Origin of the sequence: Micrococcus sp. FDAARGOS_333 (assembly GCF_002206575.2) — a bacterium.
GTDB lineage: Bacteria > Actinomycetota > Actinomycetes > Actinomycetales > Micrococcaceae > Micrococcus > Micrococcus lylae.
Window position 1 is genome coordinate 1,353,458 of record NZ_NJFJ02000001.1, and the last position, 19,118, is coordinate 1,372,575.

Below are 19,118 nucleotides of genomic sequence, written 5' to 3' on the forward strand. Positions count from 1 at the left end.
GCGGCCTCTCCCGCCTTCGCCTCCGGGGACCGCCCGGAGGGTGGCCGGGGCGTCGTGCTGCTGGACGTGCGCTGGTCCGTTGCGGCCGGGGGCGCGGACCACGCCGCCTACCTGCGCGGCCACCTCCCCGGGGCCGTGTACGTCTCCATGGACGGGGACCTGGCCGGCCACGGCAGCCCGCAGGACGGCCGCCACCCGCTGCCGACGCCGGCCGACTTCGCCGAGACCGTGCGGCGCTGGGGTGTGGACGACGGCGACACCGTGGTGGTCTACGACGACTGCGGCGGCACCTCCGCCGCCCGCGCGTGGTGGCTGCTGCGCCATGCCGGCATCCGCTCCAGCCTGGTGCTCGACGGCGGCCTGGCCGCCTGGCGGGACGCGGGCCTGGCCCTGCAGGCCGGCGAGGTCATCCCGGCCCCCGGCTCCGCCTGCGCCTCCTGGGGCCGCATGCCGGTGGTGGATGCGGACGGCGCCGAGGCGATCGCCGAGGCGGGCCTGCTGCTGGACGCCCGCGCGCCGGAACGGTACCGCGGCGAGACCGAGCCGCTGGACCCGGTAGCCGGTCACATCCCCCGCGCCGTGAACCTGCCGACCACCGGCAACCTGGACGACGACGGCCGCCTCCTTCCCCAGGAGGACCTCGCCGAGCGCTTCGCCGCCGTCACCGCCGGGGTGGACGAGGACGCCCCGGTGGCCGTGTACTGCGGGTCCGGGGTGACGGCCGCGCACCAGGTGATGGCCATGGCGGCCGCCGGCCTGCACGGGGTGGCGCTGTTCCCCGGCTCGTGGTCTGCTTGGTGCAACGACCCGCACCGACCCGTGGCCACCGGCCCGGAGCCTGCCGGTTCCGCGCCTGACGGCTCTGCCGTCGGCAGCCTCGCACCTCGGAGCCGCTGACGGACCGGACGGAGCGCGCCGGCCCCGGAGCATGACCGCACAGATCGAGACACCCGACGACGTCGAAGGAGACACCTCATGTCCGCCACGATCTTCACCCGCATCATCAACGGAGAGATCCCCGGCCGCTTCGTGTGGAGGGACGAGACCTGCGTCGCCTTCCTGGACGTCGCGCCGCTGCAGCCCGGACACGTCCTCGTGGTCCCCGTCGACGAGGTCGACCGCTGGACGGACGCGGACCCGGAGACGGTGGCGCATGTGATGGGCGTGGCCCACACCATCGGCAAGGCGCAGGTGGAGGCCTTCGGGGCCGCCCGCGCCGGCCTCATGGTGGCCGGCTATGAGGTCCCGCACCTGCACGTGCACGTGTGGCCCTCCAACTCGCTGCGGGACTTCGACCTGGACCGGAAGGACCAGAACCCGGACCAGGCGGACCTGGACGAGGCCGCGGAGAAGATCCGTGCCGCCTTGCGCGACGCCGGCCACGGCGAGCGCGTCCCCCAGACCTGAGCCTCGCTCCAGAGGCCTCGGCCCTCACGCTGTGCGCATGACCCTGACCGGGTCCCGGAAGGCGGCGAAAGTCGCCGGGGGCAGGCTCGCCGCCACCGCGGTCAGGGCAGCGAGGACGGCGACGGCGCCCACGAAGTCCACTCCAAGACTGTTGCCCTGGACGGTGAGGACCACATAACCGGTGCCCGAGCCGAGGACGGCACCCAGCGCAGCGGGCACACCCGTCCGGGCTGCGACCAGGCCGACGAGGTCCGCACGGGTGATGCCGAGGGTACGGCGCCGTCCCAGGTCCCGGCGGCGGATGAGCACGTCCGAGAGCACGACGATGGCCACGAAGAACGCGCCCGCGCCGAGGATCAGCACCAGCAGGGAGCGTCCCAGCCCGGCCAGCTGGCCGGTGACGGCCCTGTTCTGTTCAGAGAGCGCGCTCGCCGTCTGGACGCGGACGTCGTTCTCGGCGGGGTCGACCACGGCCACCACGGCCGTCTGCATGGCTCTCACGCTGGACACGTCTGCTGCCAGGACGCGGACGGTCTGGAACGAGACGTGATCAGCACCGGTGGGAGCCGCCAGCGCATAGTCGGTGAGGTCGCTGAACGGCTCTTCAGCCGTGAAGGCCCCGACGACGGCCCACTGCCGTCCGTCGGATGCCTCCAGGAAGCCGGACGGCTCGGCGAAGCCGAACTCTGCCAGCTTCGCCTCGGGCAACACGACTTCTCCCGCGGCGGGCATGCGTCCCCGTGTCAGCTCGATGCTGGTGTTCACGGTGCCCGTGACGCCGCTGAGGGGGATGGGTGTGCTGCCCTCACCGAGGGCGCCGTTGACGGTGTCCACAGGGATCTGCTGGGCGATGACACTGGCGGCGGTGTCCAGGCCGGTGAGCGTCTGGACCGTGGCGTCTGTCAGAGCGGAGGAGCCGTTGTCGGTCAGGGTCAGCACGCGGGCCGCGGGTCCGGACAGCTCCTCGGCGATGGCTTGTTCCGTGGCGGCCTGACGGCCGACGGTCAGCACGCAGGCCAGGCACATGGCACCGACGACGAGCAGGACCAGGAGGGAGGGGACGAGGGCGCTGCGGGCAGACGCCAGGGCCTCTCGCAGCAGGACGGCGATCCTCACAGCCTCACCACCTCGTCGGCGCGGGACACCACCTGGGGGTCGTGGGTGGCGACGATCACCGTCCGCCCCTCGGCCGCAGCCTCGGCCAAGGCGTCCAGCACGAGTGCTGCGTTGTCCGGATCGAGATTCCCGGTGGGCTCGTCGGCAAGGATGACGGCAGGCTCATTGACCAGGGCACGGCACACGGCCACGCGCTGTGCCTGCCCACCGGAGATCTCACCCGGCCGGTGGTCGGCCCGGTGCTCGAGCCCGAACCTGGCCAGCAGGCTCCGGGCCCGGTCCTCCAATGCTCCCTTCTCCAGGCCGGCGTAGAGCCCCGGCTCCATGACGGAGTCGACGATCGAGCGTGACGGATCCAGTTCGGAGTCCTGGAACACGAAGCCGATCGTGCCGGCCCGGATCCCTGACCGGTCCCGATCGGGAAGGGACGAGGCGTCGGTCTCTCCCAGTCGCACTCTGCCGGTGGTCGGCGTCAGCATCAGTGCGAGCACGTAGAGCAGCGTCGACTTCCCTCTGCCGGACGGCCCGGTCAGGGCCGTGACCGCACCGGGAGTGAAGGAGTAGGTGAGACCGTCGAAGATCTCCTCGGCCCCGCGCCGGTAGGCGAAGCGCAGGTCCTCGACGGACACACCCGCTGACGGGGCGCTCATGGCGCCTCGTTCAGCACTCGGACCCGTTCGCCTGTCTCGACGCCCTCAACCACGGCCAGACCATCGGCGGAGGTCTTCACGGTGACCTCCCGTTCCTCGTCCACGCCGTCCTCGACGACGGTCACCACGGTGCGTCCGTCCGGTTGTGCACGCAGGGCGGAGACGGGGACCACTGGGCCGGACTGGGGCGGGACCACGCTCACCTGGGACAGGAGACTGGTGCTCTTTTCCGCCGGTAGGTCGGCGCATCGGTCGGCGCAGACGGCCCCGCCGTCGGGGGAGGTCAGCGGGATCTCGACGGGGCCGTCGTCTGCTTGGGACGCCTCACCGGCGATGGCCTTCCAGGTGTGCTCACCGTAGGGGACGGTCACGAGGGTTCCTGCGGGGATCAGGGCGGCCTGCTCCTGGGACGATGCTTCGATCACGAACGCGGGATCGCTGCTTGGCATGGAGACGACCGTCTCCCCGCCGGTGAGCTGTGTTCCCACGGAGCCGGACTGCGTGTCGATCGCCAGTGAGATGGGCGACTCCTCCACCATGACGAGCTGACCCAGTTCGACCGTGTCCGCTTCCGGATATCCCCGGTCGGCCAACCAGGCCTTCCAGGCCTGTGCGGTGGCCGCGTCCCAGGTTCCGGAGACCTTCAGGCCGCGCTGATCTGCCGCGAGCATCTCTTGGAACGCCGTGACGTCGTCCCCGGCGGCACCTTCAGTGAGGGGGCGCCACATGGGCATGGTGCCTGTGACGAGGACGACGGGGCGTTGAGCGACCGCGTAGAGCACGTCGCCTGCGGCGAACTCGCCGGAGGTTGAGGCCTGGGTGACCACCCCGTCCAGCAGATTGGTGGCAGCGGGCGTCTGTTCTCGCTTGACTGCCGTGCCTACGGTGATCTCGCGTCCGAGCTCATGCTCCTCGACCGTGACGGTGCTGTCACTGGACGGCCGCTGCACCGTGCTGTCCGCCGGAGCCAGAGTGGTCCGACCGGCCCAGAAGGCCGCGATGCCCACGAGGGCGAGGACGAGAATGCCAGCGGCCCAGCGAAGGATCTTGGTGCGGTTCATCCGTCATATCCATAGAGGACGGCGTCCGAGGGGAACTCGGGGCAGGCTTCGATGACGTCTGCGTAGCGGGCGTCGTCGAGGCCGACCAGGGTGTCCTGCACGGGCCACCACCGGTGCCGTTCCTGGGTGTGGAACTTCGCCACGAAGGACTCCTTCGAGGGACGTGCGGAGGTGTCCACGGTGAAGCCACGGGCCTCGAGGCACGGGATCTCGTACTGCTCCCAGTAGTCGTAGACGAGGCGCAGCTGTGCGTCCGTCCAGTCCTGTAGGAGAGTGGGATCGATCGGGTACATCGACGAGCATGTCCACTCGACCAGCGCCACGGCCTGTTTCTGTGACTCCGGCGGAGTGTCGTACTGGATACCGCCGCGGGCTGGACCGTAGGTGGTCGGGACGCCGCGGTCCGTCATGCAGTCGGCGACCCACTTCTCGTGGTCTGTCGTGGACGTCGCCCAGCCGCGACGATCGACGTTGGGGACGTCGTCGAGGCCGAGGGCGCGGGCATCAGCGGCGATCTTCTCCTGGTACCACTGCTCTCGCTCCGCCTCGTCCGTCATCCGTGGCTCGATCTTCTCGGTAGGGGCCCAACTCGAGGGGTCCCAGGAGGACTCGAGCCCTGCCTGGGTCGGGGCGTCGGATTGGGCGGGGGGACTCCCAGAGCCAGCGCACGCCGTGACGCTGAGCGCTCCTGCCAGCGCTATGGCGGTCCATTGGTAACGCCGCATGGTGCCTTCAGTAGGGGTAGTAGCAGTAGCCGTAGGTGCCGGAAAGCAGAAGGGACTCAGAACTGGCCGTCCAGTTCTGCGTCATGCGCAGTCCGGAGTTGAATCCGTACGAATAACGCTGGGATACCATGTGGGTTTTTCCTCCGACGTTGAAGTGCATGGTGTGGCCGAGAAGCTGCTGCTCCGCGCGCAAGCCGACGTGCCCGCCGCCAGCGTCGCAGGTGTGGGTGCCGCTCTTGGTCAGTGCTTGAGCTTGTGTGGCAGCGGAGACTGCCGGCAGTGCGCCTGCTGCCAGTGCAGCACCCGTGCGGGTGATCCACGTCTTCATGGATATCTCCTGGGTAAAAGGTAGGCGCTGAGTGTGTGGGGTGAGTCACACAATATCTCAGTGCTCATGGATTGCGCGATAGAAGACAGGAGACTCCGACACAGAGGAGACCGCGACATGCCTCGGATCTTGGAATTTCACGCGCTGGCGGATGCTTTCACGAGGGGGCATCAGACGGGGAGGGCCGACGAAGTGACGCGCCGTGCCTCGGCCAGGGGCTCTGGCGAGGTGCACGTCTACCGGCCTGCGCCTCAGGCACCCTTCGCCCGGTTCAGCGCCTGGCGCACGCGCTTCTCGGACACGGACACGGCGGTGCCGAGCTCCTGGGCGAAGAAGGACACCCGCAGCTCCTCGATCAGCCAGCGCACCGCGTCCAGATCCGCCGGCAGTGGGGTGTCCGGGTATCGGCTCCGGTGCGCCTCCACGGCGGCGTCGAAGTCGTCCTCGAGTCCCTGGACGATCGCCATGTGCTGGCCGTCGCGCTGCAGGTGGCCGCCGGCGTCCAGCTTGGCCAGCCGCGCCTCGATGCCGGCGATGTACCGGGGCAGGTGCTGCAGCTGCTGCCAGCCGGTGGCGGCCACGAAGCCGTCGAAGACGAGCTGGTCCAGGTGCGCCTTCACGTCGGACAGGGCCGGGGCCATCGCCAGGGACACGGACCCCTTGAGACGGCGGCGCACCGCCGCGGCCCCGGAGAGCACCCGCTCCACCAGGGATGTCACCGCGAAGACCGTGTCGATCAGCTCGGCGCGGACGCGGTCGAACAGGGCCCGGAACTCGGCCTCGGAGAAGGGCAGCTCGTCCCCGACGAGCCGGTCCACCGCCGCCGTCGTGCAGTCCGCCACCAGCGAGTCCACGGAGCCGTGGGGGTTCTGGGTGAAGGTCAGCTTCTCCCGGTTGTCCAGGTGGTCCATCACGTAGCGCTGCGGTGAGGGCAGGGTGGCCAGCAACAGCTGGATCACGCCGGCACGGTGCCAGACGGCCTGATCCTCCCGGGAGCGCGCCACCGTCAGCCCGGCGGCCGGGGAACCCTTCGGGCCCGGCTCCGGCACGAGCGTGGGATAGCCGGTGATCCGCGGCCCGCCCGGGGCCGAAGCGGTGGACACCTTCCGCTCGAGCGCCCCGAACGTCCAGGACGTCAGCCCGTGCAGCTCCTGGAAGGCGGCCGCCGAGCCCTGGGCATCGCGCCCGTCCTTCCCGACGACGGCCCCCTCCCGGGTGCCTGGGCCCGCCGTGCCCCGTCCCCGCCAGCCCTTGCCCTGACCGGCTCCGGGCGTGGGGGCGGCGGTGTCCTTGCCGGACAGGCGTGCGGCGATGGCCGAGCGGTTGGCCGTGGCCAGGCGGGTCTGCAGGTCGGCCAGGTCCTGACCGGCGCCCACCACGGCGCCGCGGTGGTCCACGATCCGGTAGTCCATGCGCAGGTGGTCCGGCACGGCGTCCAGGCGCCAGGCGCCGGGCTCCACGATCTGCCCGCGCAGCCGTCTCACCGCCGTGGACAGCGCCTCCGGCAGGGACTCGGTGCGCGGGTCCGCGCCGGCCTCCAGGGCGGCGGCGAGCTCGCGGGCCACATCCGGGGCCGGGACCAGGTGCTTGCGGGTGGCCTTGGGCAGCGCCTTGATCAGGGCGGTGATGAGCTCGGCTCGCAGGCCGGGCACGAGCCAGGCGAAGCGCTCCGGGTCCATCTGGTTCAGCACCAGCACGTCCAGGGTGACCGTGATGCCGTCGGTGCCGGAGGCTCCGGTGGGGTCGAAGGTGTAGTCCAGGTCCAGCTCGAGCGCGTCCCCGCCGGGCAGCGGGTGCATGAAGGTGGTGGGGAATGCGTCCTGGTCCAGCTCCTCGGCCGCGGTGGTCATCAGCTGGGCGGGGTCGAAGTCCAGCAGGTCCGGGGTCTTGTGGCGCTGCTTCTTCCACCAGGAGTCGAAGTGCCGCTCGGAGACCACGTTCGCGGGCACGCGCTCGTCGTAGAAGGCGAAGAGGTCCTCGTCCGAGACGCGCAGGTCCCGGCGGCGCAGACGGGACTCGAGCTCGTCCACCTCGTCCAGGGCCTTCCGGTTGCGGGCGAAGAAGTGGTGACGGGTCTTCCAGTCGCCCTCCACCAGGGCGCGGCGGAGGAACAGCTCGCGGGACAGCACCGGGTCGATCCGGCCGAAGCGCACCGTGCGGTCCTGCACCAGCGTCACACCGAGCAGCGTGACCTTCTCCTGCGCCACCACGGAGCCCTGGCGGCGGGACCAGTGCGGCTCGGAGTAGCTGCGCTTGACCAGCCCGGCGCCGACCTCCTCCGCCCACTCCGGCTCGATCCGCGCCACGGTGCGGGCCCAGAGCCGGGAGGTCTCCACCAGCTCGGCGGCCATCACCAGCGGGTGACGCTTCTTGAACAGGGCGGAGCCGGGGAACACAGCGAACCGGGTGCCGCGCGGTCCGGTGTACTCCCGGCGCCGCTCGTCGTAGGAGCCGATCTGGGAGAGCAGCCCGGACAGCAGCGCCTTGTGCACGGAGTCGTGCTGGCCCACCGGGTCCACGGGGCCGGCCTGCACGGACACACCCACCTGCTGGGCGAGCTGGCGCAGCTGCTGGACCAGGTCCTGCCACTCGCGCACCCGCAGGTAGTTGATGTGTTCGGTGCGGCACAGGCGGCGGAACGCGTTGCCGGAGAGCTCCTTCTGCTGCTCACGCAGATAGGCCCACAGGTTGAGGATCGCCGTGAAGTCCGAGTTCGCGTCCGCGAAGCGGCCGTGCAGCTCGTCCGCCTGCTCCCGCTTCTCGGCGGGGCGCTCGCGCGGGTCCTGGAGGGTGAGGAAGGCGGTCACCACCATGACCTCGCGGACGCAGCCGCGCTCGCCGGCCTCCAGGATCATGCGCCCCAGGCGCGGGTCCACGGGCAGGCGGGCCAGGCGGCGGCCGAGCGGGGTGATGGTCCCGGCCGGGAAGATGCGGGTCCGCCCGTTCCTCAGGGTGACCGGCTGACCGGTGTTCAGGGCGCCGAGTTCGGTGAGAGCGGTGGCGCCGTCGGAGACCTGCCGTCCGTCCGGGGACTGCAGGAACGGGAAGTCCCGCACCTCGCCGGGGGTGGTGGCCACCCCGAGCGAGAGCATCTGCAGGATCACCGAGGCCAGGGAGGTGCGCAGGATCTCCGGGTCTGTGAACTCGGGGCGGGAGAGGAAGTCCTCCTCCGAGTACAGGCGGATCGCGATGCCGTCCGAGGTGCGGCCGGAGCGCCCCGAACGCTGGTTCGCCGAGGCCTGGGAGACGCGCTCGATCGGCAGGCGCTGGACCTTCGTGCGGTTCGAGTACCGGGAGATGCGGGCGGTGCCGGTGTCGATGACGTACTTGATGCCCGGCACGGTCAGGGACGTCTCCGCCACGTTGGTGGCCAGCACGATCCGCCGCCGCACCCCCTTGCCCGCCCGGGAGAACACACGGTGCTGCTCGGCCATGGACAGGCGGCCGTAGAGCGGCAGGATCTCGGTGCCGGCGAGCGTGGCATGCCGGACCACCACGGATTCGAGGGCGTCGGCGGCGTCGCGGATCTCGCGCTCGCCGGGGAGGAACACCAGGATGTCCCCGTCCGGCTCGTCGGCCAGCTCCAGCACGGCGTCGCCGATCGCGTCCACGGGGTCGCGGGTCTCGGCGGCGTCGTCCGCGTCGTCGTACTGGTCGTCCGGGGAGGGCTCGGCCGCCAGCGGCCGGTAGCGGACCTCCACAGGGTAGGTGCGTCCGGAGACCTCGATCACCGGGGCGGGCACGACGACGGCCCCCTCCGCGATCTCGACGGTCTGATCCGGATCGTCCTGCTCCGTGGCGGGCCGGCCGAAGTGGCGGGCGAAGGACTCGGGGTCGATGGTCGCGGAGGTGACGATGAGCTTCAGGTCCGGGCGCTGCGGCAGGATCCGCTTGAGGTAGCCGAGCAGGAAGTCGATGTTCAGGCTGCGCTCGTGGGCCTCGTCGATGATGATCACGGAGTACCGCTTCAGTAGCGGGTCGTGGGGGATCTCGGCGAGCAGGATGCCGTCTGTCATGACCTTCACGCGGGTGTCCGCGGAGGTGGCCGAGGTGAAGCGGACCTGGTAGCCGACGGTCTGGCCGATGGGTTCCTGCAGCTCCTCGGCGATGCGCTCGGCCACGGAGCGGGCCGCGATGCGGCGCGGCTGGGTGTGGCCGACGGTCCCGTGCTCGTCCAGGCCGAGGGCCAGGCACATCTTCGGCAGTTGGGTGGTCTTGCCGGAGCCGGTCTCGCCGGCGACGATCACGACCTGGTGTTCGGCGATCGCCTCCATGATCTCTTCCCGCCGGGCTGCGACGGGGAGGTGCTCGGGGAAGGTGACCGGGCGCGCGCCGACGGCGGGGTACGAAGCGGTGGGGTGCGTCATGACGTCGCACAGTCTACGTGGGCACCTCGGAGGCACCTGACTGTGTTCCATCTCACAAACCCCTGCTGTGACCAGTCTCCATACTCCCTGAATCTCGCTCTGACATGGGGTTCCATTGGGGATGAGTGCCCGATTGTGCAACGGTGGAATCATGGACTTGAACACCGTCTTCCTGATAGCGGCGATTCTGCTGTATTTCGCGGCGATGATCTTCATCGGCCTGTACGCGGCTCGCCAGAACACCGACCTCGACGACTACATGCTCGCCGGGCGCAACATGAAGCCGTCCGTCGCGGCGCTCTCCGCCGGTGCCTCGGACATGTCCGGCTGGCTGCTGATGGGCCTGCCGGGTGCGATCTACGCCTCCGGCCTCGTTGAAGCCTGGATGGCCATCGGCCTGACCGTCGGGGCCTGGGTGAACTGGAAGGTCGTCGCCCCGCGACTGCGCTCCTACACGGAGGTGTCCGGCGACTCGATCACCATCCCGTCCTTCCTGGAGAACCGCTTCAAGGACCGCACGCACATCCTGCGGATCGTCTCCGGCCTGATCATCCTCGTGTTCTTCACCTTCTACGTCTCCTCCGGCATGGTGGCCGGCGGCAAGTTCGTGGAGTCCACCTTCGGCTCGAACTCCTTCTATGCCGAGGGCCTGGAGATCAACTACCTCACCGGCATGCTCGTGGTCGCCGGCATCACCGTGCTCTACACCCTGTTCGGCGGCTTCCTCGGCGCCTCCCTGACCGACGTCGTCCAGGGCCTGCTGATGTTCGTCGCCCTGCTCCTGGTGCCGATCTTCGTGATCGTGGACATGGGCGGCTGGGACGCCGTGGTCGAGGGCGTCCGCGCCGTGGACGCTCAGTCCAGGGCTGCGGGCGAGGTGGTCGACCACCTGTCCCTGTTCCAGAACGCCACCCTGATCGGCGTCCTGTCCTCCGTGGCCTGGGGCCTGGGCTACTTCGGCCAGCCGCACATCATCGTGCGCTTCATGGCGCTGCGCACCCCGCAGGACGCCACCACCGGCCGCCGCGTGGGCATCGCCTGGATGGCTCTGTCCGTGTTCGGCGCCGTGATGGTCGCTCTCGTCGGCATCGCCTACTTCCAGGCCAACCCGGGCACCACGTTGGACGATTCCGAGACCGTCTTCCTGGTGCTCGCCGCGATCCTGTTCCACCCGTTCGTCGCCGGCCTGGTGTTGGCCGCTGTGCTGGCCGCCATCATGTCCACGATCTCCTCGCAGCTGATCGTGTGCTCCTCCGCCCTGGTGGAGGACCTGTACAAGGTCGTCGGCAAGCACCCGTCCCCGAACGCCGGCCTGTGGCTCGGCCGCATCGGCGTGCTGATCGTCGCCGTGATCGCCGGCATCCTGGCCCTGAACCCGGAAGCCTCCGTGCTCGAGCTGGTCTCCTTCGCCTGGGCCGGCTTCGGCGCCGCCTTCGGCCCGGTGATCCTGCTGTCGCTGTACTGGGAGAAGTTCACCTCCTGGGGCGCCATGGCCGCCGTGGTCTCCGGCGCCGCCGTCGCCTGGTTCTGGTCCGAGGCCGATGAGAAGACCTGGGAGTGGTTCGGCCTCTACGAGATCGTCCCCGGCTTCCTGACCGCTCTGATCCTCGGCGTGGTGGTGTCCCTGTTCACCCAGCGCTCCCGCCAGGTGAACGAGGAGATCAACCGTGAGTTCACCGGCGCCATCGACATCGTCGCCGGCAACGAGGTGACCGCCGCCGAACCGAAGGCCACCACGGCCGAGGGCGGCTCCTCCGCCGCTCCGACCGTCTGATCGCCTGACGCACACGAAGGGCCCCGCCGGATTCCGATCCGGCGGGGCCCTTCCTCTGTCTGCGGCGTCAGCCCTTCACGGCGTAGAGGCGCTTGTTGGCGAACTCGTCGATGCCGAGCGGTCCGAGCTCGCGGCCGAAGCCGGAGCGCTTCACGCCGCCGAATGGCATCTGGGCCCCATGGCGGCGTCCAGGTTCACGTTGGCCATACCGACGTGCAGACGGGAGGCGACCTGCTTCGCCTGCTCGGTGTCCGTGGAGTACACGGCGGAGCCGAGGCCGAAGGCGGAGTCGTTGGCCAGGGCCACGGCCTCGTCTGCGGAGGAGACCTTGTAGACCACGCAGGCCGGGCCGAAGAGCTCGTCGCGGTAGGCGGCGTTGTCCTCGTCCACGTCGGTGATGACGGCGGGGGAGAGGTAGAAGCCGCCGCCGGTCGGGCCCTCGACGCGCTCGCCGCCCACGTGGACGGTGGCGCCGCCGGCACGGGCGTCGGCGATCTGCTTCGCGAGGCCGTCGGCCGCGGCCTCGGAGGACAGCGGGCCGTAGATGTCGGTCTCGCGGCCGGTCGGATCGCCCGGCTTCAGGGCCTTGACCTGGGTGACGAGCTCGTCCACGAAGTCCTCGTAGAGGTCCTCCATGACGATCATGCGCTTGTTGGAGTTGCAGGCCTGGCCCCAGTTGCCCATGCGGCGCTGCAGTGCCTCGCGGGCCGCCTGGCGGGCGTCGTCTGCGGAGAGCACGATGTACGGGTCGGAGCCGCCGAGCTCGAGCACACACTTCTTCAGGTGGCGGCCGGCCTGCTCGGCCACGGCCGCGCCGGCGCGCTCGGAGCCGGTGAGGGAGACGCCCTGCACGCGCGGGTCCGCGATGATCGTGGACACCTGGTCATGCGAGGCGAAGAGGTTCTGATAGACGCCGGCCGGCAGGCCCGCCTCGTCCAGCAGATTCTGCAGCAGCTGGGCGCACTCAGGGGTGATCTCGGCGTGCTTGAGCAGCACGGTGTTGCCGAGCACGAGGTTCGGGGCGGCGAACCGGGCGACCTGGTAGATCGGGAAGTTCCACGGCATGATGCCGAGGATCGGACCGAGCGGCAGCTTCTCGATGTACGCGGTGCCGCCGTCGAAGTCGGTGATCTCCTGGTGCGCCAGCAGCGTCGCCGCATTGTCCGCGTAGTAGCCGAAGATCTGGGCGGAGAAGCGGACCTCGCCGATGGCCTCGCCGAGGCGTTTGCCCATCTCCTTGGTCACGACGGCGGCGATGTCCTTGGCACGCTCGGCGAGCAGCTCGGAGGCGCGCTTGACGATCGCGGCGCGCTCGGACAGCGGCCGGGAGGACCACTGTTCGAAGACGGCCTGGGCGGCGTCGAGGGCCTGGGCCACCTCGGCGTCGGTGGCGGTCGGGTACTCGCGGACCAGCTCACCGGTGGCGGGGTTCTGCGTGCGGTAGCCGCGGTCGGCGGTGGAGGGTGCGGTCACGTCGGTGACTCCTTCGCTGTCGATAGTCGGGAACGTCGTTCCCCTCCATCCAATCGTCCGGGCGGTCAGTCGGTCCAGACGCCCGACGTCCCCCTTCGCCAGCAGCCGAGCAGGTGGGTGTCCACCACGCCCACCGCCTCCATGAGGGCGAAGCAGGTGGTGGGTCCGACGAACCGGAACCCGTGCCGTTTCAGGGCCTTCGCCAGGGTGCGGGACTCCGCCGAGGTCGAGGACACCTCGTCCATGCGTGCCGGGGCGGGCGTCTGCGCAGGCTGGTGGGCCCAGACCAGTCCGGGCAGGCCACGGTGCGGACGCTCGCCCGCCCCGTCCCAGCCGTGTCCCGCCCCGGGAGAGCCCGGATGCAGCGGGGCGAACTCCTCGTCCCGGATCGCCAGCGTGGCCTGCGCGTTGGCGATCGCCGCGGCGACCTTCAGCCGGTTCCGGATGATCCCCGGATCGGCGAGCAGGGCCTGGACCTGCTCCGGGCCGAACCCGGCCACGGCCTCCGGGTCGAAGCCGGCGAAGGCCTGACGGAAGGCCGGGCGCTTGGCCAGCACGGTGCGCCAGCTCAGTCCGGATTGGAACGCCTCCAGGCTCAGGCGCTCGTAGAGGCCGGCCTCGTCCGTGACGGGCAGGCCCCATTCGGTGTCGTAGTACTCGCGGAGCATCTCGTCCGCCGTCGCCCAGGGTGGGCGGGCGAGGCCGTCGTCGCCGATCACGCAGTCCATGGCACCACCGTAGGGCGCCGCCGAGGCAGGCCGGCGCCGGGCCCCGCGAGTGTGGGGGAGCGGGCGCCCTGTGCAGGAGAGGACGAACGGCACATCGGTGCCGCCCGGCCCCTCGGAGCGTGGCGGCCCCGGCCGGGCCGGCAGAGCCGTCCGTGCGGGGCATCCGCTCAGAGCCGCCCGAGCACACCCTTCCAGAAGGCCTTGGCCTCGAGGACGGCCTCCGAGGACGGGAGCCTGGCGTGGCCGAGGGCCACAGCGGCCTTGGGGGCGGCGCCCTCGGCGACCTTCTTGTCGTTGATCGTCACGGCCACGGAGGTGCCGTCGGTGAAGTCGGCGCGCCAGTAGCGCCACTTCTCGGTGGCGGAGGTGCGCGGTTCGCCCTCCAGCGTCCAGGCGGCGCCGTCCTCGGCGAGCGCCGCCGGGAAGACCTCGACGACGCGGTCCAGCGCCTCGTCCATCGTCCCGGCTACGGTGCGGGAGACGTTGGCGTCGAAGGTGCCGTCCTCGCGCTGGCCGGGCAGCCGGCGTCCGGTGTGCTGCTCGTAGGCCACGGCGGTCATTTGCGCCCACCACTCCGGGTTGGAACAGCCGCCCTGTTCCCGGATGGCGGCGAGGGCGTGCTCCGCCAGTCCGCGGTGGTCCAGCTCCTTCCCGCCGGCGGCGTCCAGCCGGGCGGTCCAGTCCTCCCAGTCGATGGAGGTGGCCTTGACGAGGGCGTCGATGTTCGCGCCGCGGGCGGCAGGGGTGCTCATGGGCTCAGGCTACGTTCGCCGCGTCCTTCCGGGCCATGGCCCAGCGCGCGAGGATCAGCACGATGATCACCATGCCGGCGTAGCCCAGCGCCGGGTAGACCCACCCGATGAGGTCGGAGAAGCCGATCAGCGACAGCACCACGGACACCGCTGCGGTGACCGTGGCCAGCAGCCACCGCGGCGCGCGGCGCAGCCGGCCCACCAAGGACAGCCGGGCCGTCGCACCGAAGAGGCAGGACAGGGCTGTGGTGAACTGCGCGAGCAGCAGCACGGCCGTGTACACCAGCGCGAGCCACGGTGCGATCTGCCCGGCCAGCTCCACCATGGGCAGGTCGGTGCGTCCGATCAGCGTGGCGTGCGCCGTCATCGCGAGCATGATGGCACCGGCCATCACCATCAGCCCCAGTGCGCCCAGGCCGGCGCCGGCGGCAAGGGTGGCCGGGCGTGAGGAGGAGATGCGGCCGACCGGGGCCAGCACGGCGTAGGCGAGCTGGAAATTGAAGGCCACGTAGAGGACGCCGGAGACCCACCACTGGTTGATCATGGGAGAGGAGTTGACCAGGTCGACCACGTCCTCGGCCACGGCTGCCCCCGGGTTCGCCATGCCCCAGAGGGCCACGCCCACGGCCACCACGATGATCAGCGGCACCACCACCGCCTGAACGCGGACCAGGCCGGAGATGCCGGCCAGAACGGAGAGCACGCAGGCGACGGCCATGGCCCCCGCTCCGACGAGCGGCGGCCAACCGAGCGCCCCGGACAGGGCGGCGCCGGCGCCGGCGAGCATGATCACCAGCGTGCCCACCAGGGACACCGTGATGGTCACGTCCGTGAAGACGGTCGGCACGGCCGAGCCGGTGGGGTTCACCAGGACGTGGATGGCGGTCGAGCGCAGGCGCTGGGCCAGCAGCAGGATGATCAGGGACAGGGCGAAGAACAGCGCGCCGGCGATCGCCAGCGCCCCCATGCCGCCGAGCAGGCCGAAGCTCACGAAGTACTGCAGGATCTCCTGGCCGGAGGCGTAGCCGGCGCCGATCGTGGTGCCGATGAACGTGGCGGCGATGCCCAGCGGCCCGGTGGGCCGCAGCTGCCGATGGAAGCGGCCGTCGTCGTGGGCGGGCTCGGTGGCGGCGGAGGAGGTCATGCGGTCACCGTAACGATTGGGGGAGAGGTTCGTGTGGGACGGGACGGCGCCGGCCGGGTCCCTCGCGCTCCCGACGACGGCTCCCGCGCCTTCCGCTGGGCGGCAGGCCGTCCCCCTGGTGATTTTGTGGGACAACTCACAGGTGGATACCGTGGGCCGGGTGTCTGAGCGGGGAACGGCCCCGACGACGAGGGGAGAGCACTCCATGACCGAGACCCGCACCGCGGCCGCGTCGGCCGTCGGGGCCCACCGCCGCTCGGCGGCCTGGTTCCTCATCCCGTCCCTGATCGGCCTGGCCCTGTTCGTGGTGCCGCTGCCGGCCGGCGAGGACGGGGTGTCCATCCCGATCGCGCTGATCGCCGGCGCTCTGCAGGACGTGCTGGCCCCGGCGCTGCCGTGGATCGCGGTGACCGTGATGGCCGTCTCCGTGCTCGGCGTCCTGGTGGTCGCGCTGACGAAGCCGGACCTGAGCGCCCGGCCCATGGTGACGTCCCTGTTCGACGTCGGCCCGGTGTGGACCGTCGTCCGCGTGGTGGGCCTCGTGCTCGGGGCCATGACCGCCCTGCAGATCGGTCCGGAGGCGCTCGTGGGCGAGGACACCGGCGGGCTGATCATGGACCTGGCGACCCTGATGGTCACCGTGTTCCTCATCGCCGGCCTGCTGCTGCCGCTGCTGCTGGACTTCGGCCTGCTCGAGTTCGCCGGCGCACTGATGCGCAAGGTCATGCGCCCGCTGTTCACGGTGCCGGGCCGCGCCTCGGTCTCCTCCCTGGCCGCCTGGCTCGGCGACGGTTCCATCGGTGTGCTGATGACCGGACAGCAGTACCAGGCCGGCCACTTCACCCGCCGTGAGGCCGCCGTGATGGGCACCACCTTCAACGTGGTCTCGGTGACCTTCACCATCGTGATCGTCGGCCAGCTGTCCCTGCAACACATGTTCGGCCCGTTCTACCTGACGATCGTCGTGGCCGGCCTGGTGGCCGCGGTGATCATGCCCCGCATCCCTCCGCTGTCCCTGTTCCCGGACGAGCGCTTCCCCGGTGCCCCGCAGGTGGAGAACGAGGACGACACCGCCGCCTCCGACCCGCGACCGCTGCTGTCCCGTGCCTGGCACGCCGCCCGCCGCCGCGCCGACGAGGTGGGAGTGCGGGAGGTCGCCCGCACCGGCGCCTCGAACGTGCTGGAGATGTGGCTGGGCATCCTGCCGGTGATCATGGCCATCGGCACCGCCGCCGTGCTGGTCGCCGAGCACACCCCGCTGTTCACCTGGCTCGGCGCCCCGTTCATCCCGGTGCTGGAGCTCATGGGCGTCCCGGAGGCCGAGGCGGCCTCGCAGGCCCTGTTCATCGGCTTCGCGGACATGCTCCTGCCGGCGGTCATCGTCTCGGACGTGACCGCGGAGATGACCCGCTTCATCATCGGTGCCCTGTCCGTGTCCCAGCTGATCTACATGTCCGAGGTCGGTGGCCTGCTGCTGGGCTCGGCCATCCCCGTCCGCTTCCACCACCTGGTCTCGATCTTCCTGCTGCGCACCGTGATCTGCCTGCCGGTGATCGTGGGCATGGCGCACCTGCTGTACTGAGCCAGGTCAGAGGCAGCGGCCCCGCAGAACGACGCCGGCCGGTCGCCTTCCGCAGAAGGCCACCGGCCGGCGTCGGACGTCAGGAGGGCGGCGGCCGCGCAGGACTGTACCGCCGGCCCGGAGCCGGACTCGCGGCTCAGGCGTCGGCCGCGGTGCGCACGGTGGGCTCGGGCAGGTAGACGCTGCCACCGGCGGCCCTGAACTCCGCGGCCTTGGCGGCCATGCCCTCCGCGGCGATGCGCGCCTGCTCGTCGGCTCCGCCGAACTCGGAGCGGATGTCCTGGCTGATCCGCATGGAGCAGAACTTCGGCCCGCACATGGAGCAGAAGTGGGCGGTCTTCGCCGGTTCGGCCGGGAGGGTCTCGTCGTGGAACTCCTCGGCCAGCTGCGGATCCAGGGAAAGGCCGAACTGGTCGCGCCAGCGGAACTCGAAGCGGGCCTTGGACAGGGCGTCGTCCCGGTCCCGGGCGCCGGGGTGGCCCTTGGCCACGTCCGCGGCGTGCGCGGCGATCTTGTAGGTGATCACGCCGGTCTTCACGTCGTCCCGGTTCGGCAGGCCCAGGTGCTCCTTCGGTGTGACGTAGCAGAGCATCGCGGTGCCGTAGCGGGCGATCTCGGTGGCGCCGATGGCGGAGGTGATGTGGTCGTACGCCGGGGCGATGTCCGTGACGAGGGGGCCGAGCGTGTAGAACGGGGCCCCGTGGCAGAGCTCCTGCTGCCGCTCCACGTTCTCCCGCACCAGGTGCAGCGGGATGTGGCCTGGACCCTCCACCATCACCTGCACGTCGTGCGCCCAGGCCCGCTCCGTCAGCTCGGCGAGCGTATCGAGTTCGGCGAACTGGGCGGCGTCGTTGGCATCCGCCACGGAGCCCGGCCGCAGGCCGTCGCCCAGGGAGAAGGCGACGTCATAGCGGGCGAAGATCTCGCAGAGTTCGTCGAAGTGCGTGTAGAGGAAGTTCTCCTCGTGGTGGCCCAGGCACCAGCCGGCCATGATCGAGCCGCCGCGGGAGACGATGCCGGTCACGCGGTCCGCGGAGAGCGGCACGTGGCGCAGCAGCACGCCGGCGTGGACGGTCATGTAGTCCACGCCCTGTTCGCACTGCTCGATCACGGTGTCCCGGAAGATCTCCCAGGTCAGGGCCTGGTGGTCGCCGCCGACCTTCTCGAGGGCCTGGTAGATCGGGACGGTGCCGATGGGCACGGGCGAGTTGCGCAGGATCCACTCGCGGGTGGTGTGGATGTCGTCCCCGGTGGACAGGTCCATCACGGTGTCCGCGCCCCAGCGGGTGGCCCACTGCAGCTTGGAGACCTCCTCGGCGATCGAGCTGGTGACCGCCGAGTTGCCGATGTTCGCGTTGACCTTCACGGCGAACGCCTTGCCGATGATCATCGGCTCGGACTCCGGGTGGTTCACGTTCGCCGGGATGATGGCCCGGCCGGCCGCGACCTCGGAGCGCACGAGCTCCACATCCACGCCCTCGCGCAGGGCGACGTAGCGCATCTCCGGGGTGATCTCGCCGCGGCGGGCGTAGTGCATCTGGGTGACGCGCGTGCCCTCCTTGGCGCGCAGAGGGGCCCGGCGGGCGCCCCGCCACTCCTGGGTGGACGCGCCGCGGCGGACGGCCGAGCGGCCGTCGTCGAGCAGGTCGCGCTCACGTCCGGTGTACTCCTCCACGTCACCGCGAGCCCGGATCCAGTCCGCGCGCTGCGGGGGCAGGCCCTGCTCCGGGTCGCAGCCCGGGCCCATCGTGCGGTAGACCCGCAGGGGCTCGTTCGGGGTGCCGTCCGGGGAATCGTCCTGGGTGATCTCGGTGACGGGGACGCGGATGCCGTGCTCGGCGTCCTCGAGGTGGGCGAGACGGTGGGTGCGGTAGTTCTCGGGCGCGGACATGCGCCATCACTCTCCTTCTTCCTTCGCCGGCATGATCCGGACAGGTTCAGACGGTTGTCAGGCGGCGTCAGCCTGATCTCAGTCCCGTGCCGTGGGACTCCCGTGGGGGTGCCCTGGACA

The 19,118-nt window shown here is 70.7% G+C and carries 14 protein-coding genes, 1 pseudogene and 1 riboswitch; of the genes and pseudogenes, 4 read left to right on the plus strand and 11 right to left on the minus strand.

Going from position 1 to position 19,118, the window contains the following annotated elements; genetic code table 11:
* Window positions 1–54 precede the first annotated feature (54 nt).
* Window positions 55–897 carry a sulfurtransferase gene (locus CEQ11_RS06070; protein ID WP_227718903.1) on the plus strand — a complete coding sequence of 281 codons (843 nt, stop codon included), beginning with the start codon at window positions 55–57 and terminating at the stop codon, window positions 895–897.
* Between the two features lie 78 nt (window positions 898–975).
* A complete protein-coding gene (locus CEQ11_RS06075) occupies window positions 976–1,407 on the plus strand; it encodes an HIT family protein (protein ID WP_067189139.1) in 432 nt (143 codons plus the stop codon).
* Between the two features lie 24 nt (window positions 1,408–1,431).
* Here the strand turns inward: CEQ11_RS06075 and CEQ11_RS06080 are convergent, their stop codons facing one another.
* The 6 genes from CEQ11_RS06080 to hrpA all read right to left on the minus strand — a co-directional run bounded on the left by CEQ11_RS06080 (window position 1,432) and on the right by hrpA (window position 9,654).
* On the minus strand, window positions 1,432–2,523 hold the full coding sequence (locus CEQ11_RS06080) for an FtsX-like permease family protein (RefSeq protein WP_088478060.1): 1,092 nt from the start codon (window positions 2,521–2,523) through the stop codon (window positions 1,432–1,434).
* The gene (locus CEQ11_RS06085; RefSeq protein WP_088478061.1) at window positions 2,520–3,173 is read right to left on the minus strand and encodes an ABC transporter ATP-binding protein; all 654 of its coding nucleotides are present in this window, start codon (window positions 3,171–3,173) and stop codon (window positions 2,520–2,522) included. The genes CEQ11_RS06080 and CEQ11_RS06085 overlap by 4 nt, the downstream gene beginning before the upstream one ends.
* A complete protein-coding gene (locus CEQ11_RS06090; RefSeq protein ID WP_067189148.1) occupies window positions 3,170–4,234 on the minus strand; it encodes a hypothetical protein in 1,065 nt (354 codons plus the stop codon). The genes CEQ11_RS06085 and CEQ11_RS06090 overlap by 4 nt, the downstream gene beginning before the upstream one ends.
* Window positions 4,231–4,791 carry a hypothetical protein gene (locus CEQ11_RS06095; protein ID WP_227718761.1) on the minus strand — a complete coding sequence of 187 codons (561 nt, stop codon included), beginning with the start codon at window positions 4,789–4,791 and terminating at the stop codon, window positions 4,231–4,233. The genes CEQ11_RS06090 and CEQ11_RS06095 overlap by 4 nt, the downstream gene beginning before the upstream one ends.
* A 175-nt stretch (window positions 4,792–4,966) precedes the next feature.
* A complete protein-coding gene (locus CEQ11_RS06100) occupies window positions 4,967–5,287 on the minus strand; it encodes a hypothetical protein (protein WP_088478062.1) in 321 nt (106 codons plus the stop codon).
* Between the two features lie 251 nt (window positions 5,288–5,538).
* Entirely contained in the window at window positions 5,539–9,654 is a 4,116-nt protein-coding gene (hrpA, locus tag CEQ11_RS06105; RefSeq protein WP_088478063.1) for an ATP-dependent RNA helicase HrpA, read from the minus strand.
* 151 nt (window positions 9,655–9,805) lie between these two features.
* Between hrpA and putP the strand changes: the two genes are divergently transcribed.
* On the plus strand, window positions 9,806–11,428 hold the full coding sequence (putP, locus tag CEQ11_RS06110) for a sodium/proline symporter PutP (protein WP_088478064.1): 1,623 nt from the start codon (window positions 9,806–9,808) through the stop codon (window positions 11,426–11,428).
* Window positions 11,429–11,495: 67 nt separating this feature from the next.
* On the opposite strand, the pseudogene CEQ11_RS06115 reads toward putP, so the two are convergent.
* From CEQ11_RS06115 to CEQ11_RS06130, 4 genes and pseudogenes are all read right to left on the minus strand, one after another.
* Window positions 11,496–12,901, minus strand: a pseudogene (locus CEQ11_RS06115) (NAD-dependent succinate-semialdehyde dehydrogenase).
* Between the two features lie 65 nt (window positions 12,902–12,966).
* The gene (locus CEQ11_RS06120) at window positions 12,967–13,629 is read right to left on the minus strand and encodes a DNA-3-methyladenine glycosylase I (RefSeq protein ID WP_088478065.1); all 663 of its coding nucleotides are present in this window, start codon (window positions 13,627–13,629) and stop codon (window positions 12,967–12,969) included.
* A 167-nt stretch (window positions 13,630–13,796) separates the two neighbouring features.
* Window positions 13,797–14,381, minus strand: a complete 585-nt coding sequence (locus CEQ11_RS06125) for a hypothetical protein (RefSeq protein WP_088478066.1) — start codon at window positions 14,379–14,381, stop codon at window positions 13,797–13,799.
* 4 nt (window positions 14,382–14,385) lie between these two features.
* Window positions 14,386–15,525, minus strand: a complete 1,140-nt coding sequence (locus CEQ11_RS06130) for a hypothetical protein (protein ID WP_088478067.1) — start codon at window positions 15,523–15,525, stop codon at window positions 14,386–14,388.
* Window positions 15,526–15,730: 205 nt separating this feature from the next.
* Here CEQ11_RS06130 and CEQ11_RS06135 point away from each other — a divergent pair, with 205 nt between their 5' ends.
* The gene (locus tag CEQ11_RS06135) at window positions 15,731–17,107 is read left to right on the plus strand and encodes a YjiH family protein (RefSeq protein ID WP_088478068.1); all 1,377 of its coding nucleotides are present in this window, start codon (window positions 15,731–15,733) and stop codon (window positions 17,105–17,107) included.
* A 136-nt stretch (window positions 17,108–17,243) separates the two neighbouring features.
* Here CEQ11_RS06135 and thiC read toward each other — a convergent pair whose 3' ends face one another.
* Window positions 17,244–18,998, minus strand: coding sequence for a phosphomethylpyrimidine synthase ThiC (gene thiC / locus CEQ11_RS06140; RefSeq protein WP_088478069.1), 1,755 nt, complete (start codon window positions 18,996–18,998; stop codon window positions 17,244–17,246).
* A gap of 1 nt (window position 18,999) precedes the next feature.
* Window positions 19,000–19,112, minus strand: a riboswitch (TPP riboswitch).
* Window positions 19,113–19,118 lie beyond the last annotated feature (6 nt).